Consider the following 4569-nt stretch of genomic DNA (forward strand, 5'->3'; position numbering starts at 1 on the left):
CCACTCTCTCCATAATTTTTTACACCATACCCAATACCGACAATGCGATCGGGAAGATGATAATGCGCAAAAGTATCACCCACGTTATCACGATAAGGCTCCCAGCCCAGTCTTTTTAAAATCTCTGTGACATCTTTAGTTTGCATCATCATTCCCCCAGCATGATCTGTAATTCTTTTACATAAAAATTACTTGTGTAATACTTAGGCTCTCTAGAAAGACTATATATTTCCTCACTATCAATTTCACCTCTTCCATAGTTTTTTCCAAAAACTCTTGTAAAAAGGGATAGGTTGCGGAGTGGGAGTGTGCTCAATCTTTTCAATCGGTTGATCACCATCAGGTATCTCAGCTCCCACGCTTTCTTTAATTCTTTTGCAAAGGAATTCATAAAAATTACTTGCGTAATATTCGCAATCTTCAGATGGAAGCATGACATAGAGTGGGCATTCACCATCCCGAAACTGCGTATAATCAAAGTAAAAAGTCTCACCAAAATCTGTTCTACTTACGATAAGCTGTTCTGGTGTCGCAAAACCCCTTTTTCTATTATTTAAGTTGCGGAAAACAATATCACCAGCAGCAATACCTATTCCACAATCCCTATAAACGCTACAGATTTCATAACCTCCAATTTCTCCTCCTTTATAATTTTTTAAAAAACTCTTATAAGAAGATGTGAATTGTAAACCGAGAGCTTTCTCCGCCTTTTCAATCAGTAGATCATCAACTGCATTTTCTGCAGTACCCAAATTGATAATCTCATCATCATATTTATTCACTTTATCAATTAATACTGCAACATCAGCTAAGGTATAGGTTTTCATGGATGATCCTCAAAACGTGCGTTATAAACGCTCCATATTTCCACTATCAATTTCACCTCTTCCATAGTTTTTTCCAAAAGCTCTTGTAGAAAGGGATAGGTTGCGGAGTGGGAGTGTGCTCAATCTTTTCAATCGGTTGGTCACCATCAGGTATCTCAACTCCCGCGTGTACTTTAATTCTTTTGCAAAGGAATTCATAAAAATTACTTGCGTAATATTCGCAATCTTCAGATGGAAGCATGACATAGATTGGGCATTCTCCATCCCGAAACTGCGTATAATCAAAATAAAAGGTTTCACCAAAAGCAGCATCACAAACGATAAGCTGTTTTGGTGTTGCGAAACCACGTTTTCTATCATTTAAGTTTTGAAAAACAATATCATCAAAAGGAACACCTATAGGATGCTCATAAAGACTATAGATTTCATAACCACCAATGTCCCCGCCTTTATAATGTTTTAAAAAAACTTTATAGGAAGATGTGAATTGTAAACCGAGAGCTTTCTCTGCTTTTTCAATCACGAGATCATCAACCGCATTTTCTGCAATCCCAAAACTAACAATATCACCATCATATTTATCAATTAATACTGCAACATCAGCTAAGGTATAGGTTTTCATAGATGATCCTAAAAACGTGCGTTATAAACGCTCCATATTTCCTCTATCAATTTCACCTCTTCCATAGTTTTTTCCAAAAACTCTTGTAAAAAGGGATAGGTTGCGGAGTGGGAGTGTTCTCAATCTTTTCAATTGGTTGATCACCATCAGGTATCTCTTCTCCCGCGTGTACTTTAATTCTTTTACAAAGGAACTCATAAAAATTACTCGCGTAATATTCGCAATTATCCAATGGAAACCTGACATAGAGTGGGCATTCACCATCCCGAAACTGCGTATAATCAAAATAAAAGGTTTCATCAAAATCAGCGTAACACACGACAAGCTGTTCTGGTGTCGTAAAACCATCTCTTCTATCATTTAAGTTTTGGAAAACAACGTCATTAACAGAAACACCTATAGGATGCTCATAAAGACTATAGATTTCTTCACCACTAATGTCCCCACCTTTATAATGTTTAAAAAAACTCTTGTAAGACGACGTGAATTGTAAACCGAGAGCTTTCTCCGCCTTTTCAATCACAAGATCATCAACTGCATTATCTTTAATACGAAAATGGATAATATCATCATCATATTTATTCACTTTATCAATTAATACTGCAACATCATCTAAGGTATAGGTTTTCATAGATGATCCTCAAAACTTGCGTTATAAACGCTCCATATTTCCTCGCTATCAATTTCACCTCTTCCATAGTTTTTTCCAAAAACTCTTGTAAAAAGAGATAGGTTGCGGAGTGGGAGTGTGCTCAATCTTTTCAATCGGTTGATCACCATCAGGTATCTCTTCTCCCACGCTTTCTTTAATTCTTTTGCAAAGGAATTCATAAAAATTGCTAGCGTAATATTCGCAATCTTCAGATGAAAGCATGACATAGATTGGGCATTCTCCATCCCGAAACTGCGTATAATCAAAATAAAAGGTTTCACCAAAATCAGTACTGCTCACGAAAAGCTGTTCTGGTGTCAGAAAACCACGTTTTCTAGCATTTAAGTTTTGAAAAACAATATCACCAGCAGGAATACCTTCCCCACAATCTCCATAAAGACTATAGATTTCTTCACCACCAATTTCTCCTCCTCCATATTTTTTTAAGAAAACTTTGTAAGACGATGTGAATTGTAAACCGAGAGCTTTCTCCGCCTTTTCAATCACAAGATCATCAACTGCATTTTTTGCAGTACCAAAATTGATAATCTCATCATCATATTTATTCACTTTATCAATTAATACTGCAACATCAGCTAAGGTATAGGTTTTCATAAATGAACCTCAAAACGTGCGTTATAAACGCTCCATATTTCCTCTATCAATTTCACCTCTTCCATAGTTTTTTCCAAAAACTCTTGTAAAAAGGGATAGGTTGCGGAGTGGGAGTGTTCTCAATCTTTTCAATCGGTTGGTCACCTTCAGGTATCTCTTCTCCCGCGCTTTCTTTAATTCTTTTGCAAAGGAATTCATAAAAATTACTTGCGTAATATTCGCAATCTTCAGATGGAAGCATGACATAAAGTGGGCATTCTCCATCCCTAAACTGTGTATAATCAAAATAAAAGGTTTCACCAAAAGCAGCATCACAAACGATAAGCTGTTTTGGTGTTGCGAAACCACGTTTTCTATCATTTAAGTTTTGAAAAACAATATCATCAAAAGGAACACCTATAGGATGCTCATAAAGACTATAGATTTCATAACCACCAATGTCCCCGCCTTTATAATGTTTTAAAAAAACTTTATAGGAAGATGTGAATTGTAAACCGAGAGCTTTCTCCGCATTTTCAATCACGAGATCACCAACTGCGTCATCTTCAGAACAAAAATTGACAATATCACCTTCATATTTATCAACTAATTGTATAACATCATCTAAGGTATAGGTTTTCATCAATTATTCTCCATCAATTATTCTATAAATCTCTGTTTTTTCTCTTTTCATCAACCGTAGATCACTACTGCCGGTGCTCCTGTCCCCATCTGTCAAAATTTAGACCTATAATGCCCCATTTCATATTGATTATTCCTCCTAAACTACTGTTTTTTTGTTCTCCATGCCCATTGCCGTATTCTTTCCAATATTCCTCTCTCTGCTTCTCAAACTTTTTTCTCTCTATAAGCGATTGATGTGTTTTTGGATTAGCATGAATAACAGAAGTATATTTTTTATGAAATTCATGGCTAATTTCCGCTAGGGGTCCATCGGGGGTTTGCTTTAGGTGATGCAACTCAACAGGCTTGCCATCAAACCCCATAGGTGCTCTTCCTGTTTTTGTCCTTTCAATATTGGTACCCCACACCTTTTTCTTCTTTACTGTCCAATTAACAATTTGGTTAGGATCAAACAAATCGTCTCTCCGATAAACTGTGTAGGTCTGTCCAAATTTGCTATCGGTAAATTTAGTGGGTTTCTTTTTTAACCAAAGCTTTTTTTCTTTAGCGGCGAGTTTGGTCAGTTCTTTCCTAGCAGCTAGTTTGTCAGGATCTCCTTGAGCTGCAAGTTCTGCAAGATTTTTCTTGGAAGCGAATTGGGCAAAATCTTTCCTAGCAATGAATTTAATCCAAGCCTTTTCGCCAAGCTTTATGCCTCCCTTGGCTGCTCCAGCAACTCCTGTCATTAGGGATGCTACTTCAGTCAATAATTTTCCAAATTCAAGACCAGCTTTAAAGGATCCACCAGCACCGGCTCGCTCATATTCCTCCTCCATTTTATTAATGCGATCTACATAGGACTGTCCAAGGGTCCGACCAATTGTCGCCAAAATCTCACCACTGCTGAAAAAATCTTTGAGCGCTTTCAAAGTCTCTTCGGGATGTTTGGCTAGTTGCCAAAAACCATCAAGCGTATCGTATATTTCAGCCGGTACACCAGCTACTATACCAGCCCCAAAGCTTATACCTTGCCCTGTACTAATCGCAGACCACTTCGCAGACACTTCTGCTTCACATAAAAGGTCAGGACACTCCTTTAATTCTTTATTCATCTGGGCTATTTGAGCACTGCTGAGGTAGTTATTTGCAGCGGCATTACCTGCGGCATCGGCGCCGGCATCAACATTGCCACCGGCAAGGGCAGCGGCAACGCCCCCGGCAGCCCTTGCAACATCAATGGTGTGGTCTCT

Annotated in this window: 7 protein-coding genes; all 7 read right to left on the minus strand. The window is 37.9% G+C overall.

Going from position 1 to position 4569, the window contains the following annotated elements; genetic code table 11:
* Nucleotides 1-146, minus strand: a 146-nt coding sequence (locus tag ACFIKH_RS08635; protein WP_375671495.1) for a DUF6990 domain-containing protein, incomplete at its 3' end; no start/stop codon positions are given.
* Between the two features lie 99 nt (nucleotides 147-245).
* The gene (locus tag ACFIKH_RS08640; RefSeq protein WP_273791575.1) at nucleotides 246-827 is read right to left on the minus strand and encodes an SMI1/KNR4 family protein; all 582 of its coding nucleotides are present in this window, start codon (nucleotides 825-827) and stop codon (nucleotides 246-248) included.
* Between the two features lie 52 nt (nucleotides 828-879).
* Nucleotides 880-1449 (minus strand): SMI1/KNR4 family protein, encoded by a 570-nt coding sequence (locus ACFIKH_RS08645; protein ID WP_375652084.1) that lies wholly within the window; start codon nucleotides 1447-1449, stop codon nucleotides 880-882.
* Between the two features lie 52 nt (nucleotides 1450-1501).
* Entirely contained in the window at nucleotides 1502-2080 is a 579-nt protein-coding gene (locus ACFIKH_RS08650) for an SMI1/KNR4 family protein (RefSeq protein WP_375627483.1), read from the minus strand.
* A 54-nt stretch (nucleotides 2081-2134) separates the two neighbouring features.
* On the minus strand, nucleotides 2135-2716 hold the full coding sequence (locus ACFIKH_RS08655) for an SMI1/KNR4 family protein (RefSeq protein ID WP_375671491.1): 582 nt from the start codon (nucleotides 2714-2716) through the stop codon (nucleotides 2135-2137).
* 52 nt (nucleotides 2717-2768) lie between these two features.
* Nucleotides 2769-3338: an SMI1/KNR4 family protein gene (locus tag ACFIKH_RS08660; RefSeq protein ID WP_375671492.1), complete on the minus strand. Its 570-nt coding sequence runs from the start codon at nucleotides 3336-3338 to the stop codon at nucleotides 2769-2771.
* A 64-nt stretch (nucleotides 3339-3402) separates the two neighbouring features.
* Nucleotides 3403-4569: HNH/ENDO VII family nuclease (locus tag ACFIKH_RS08665; protein WP_375671493.1), on the minus strand; the 1167-nt coding region annotated here is incomplete at its 5' end.

This window comes from Bartonella sp. SD1336NMGDW (assembly GCF_042193565.1).
Lineage (GTDB): Bacteria > Pseudomonadota > Alphaproteobacteria > Rhizobiales > Rhizobiaceae > Bartonella > Bartonella grahamii.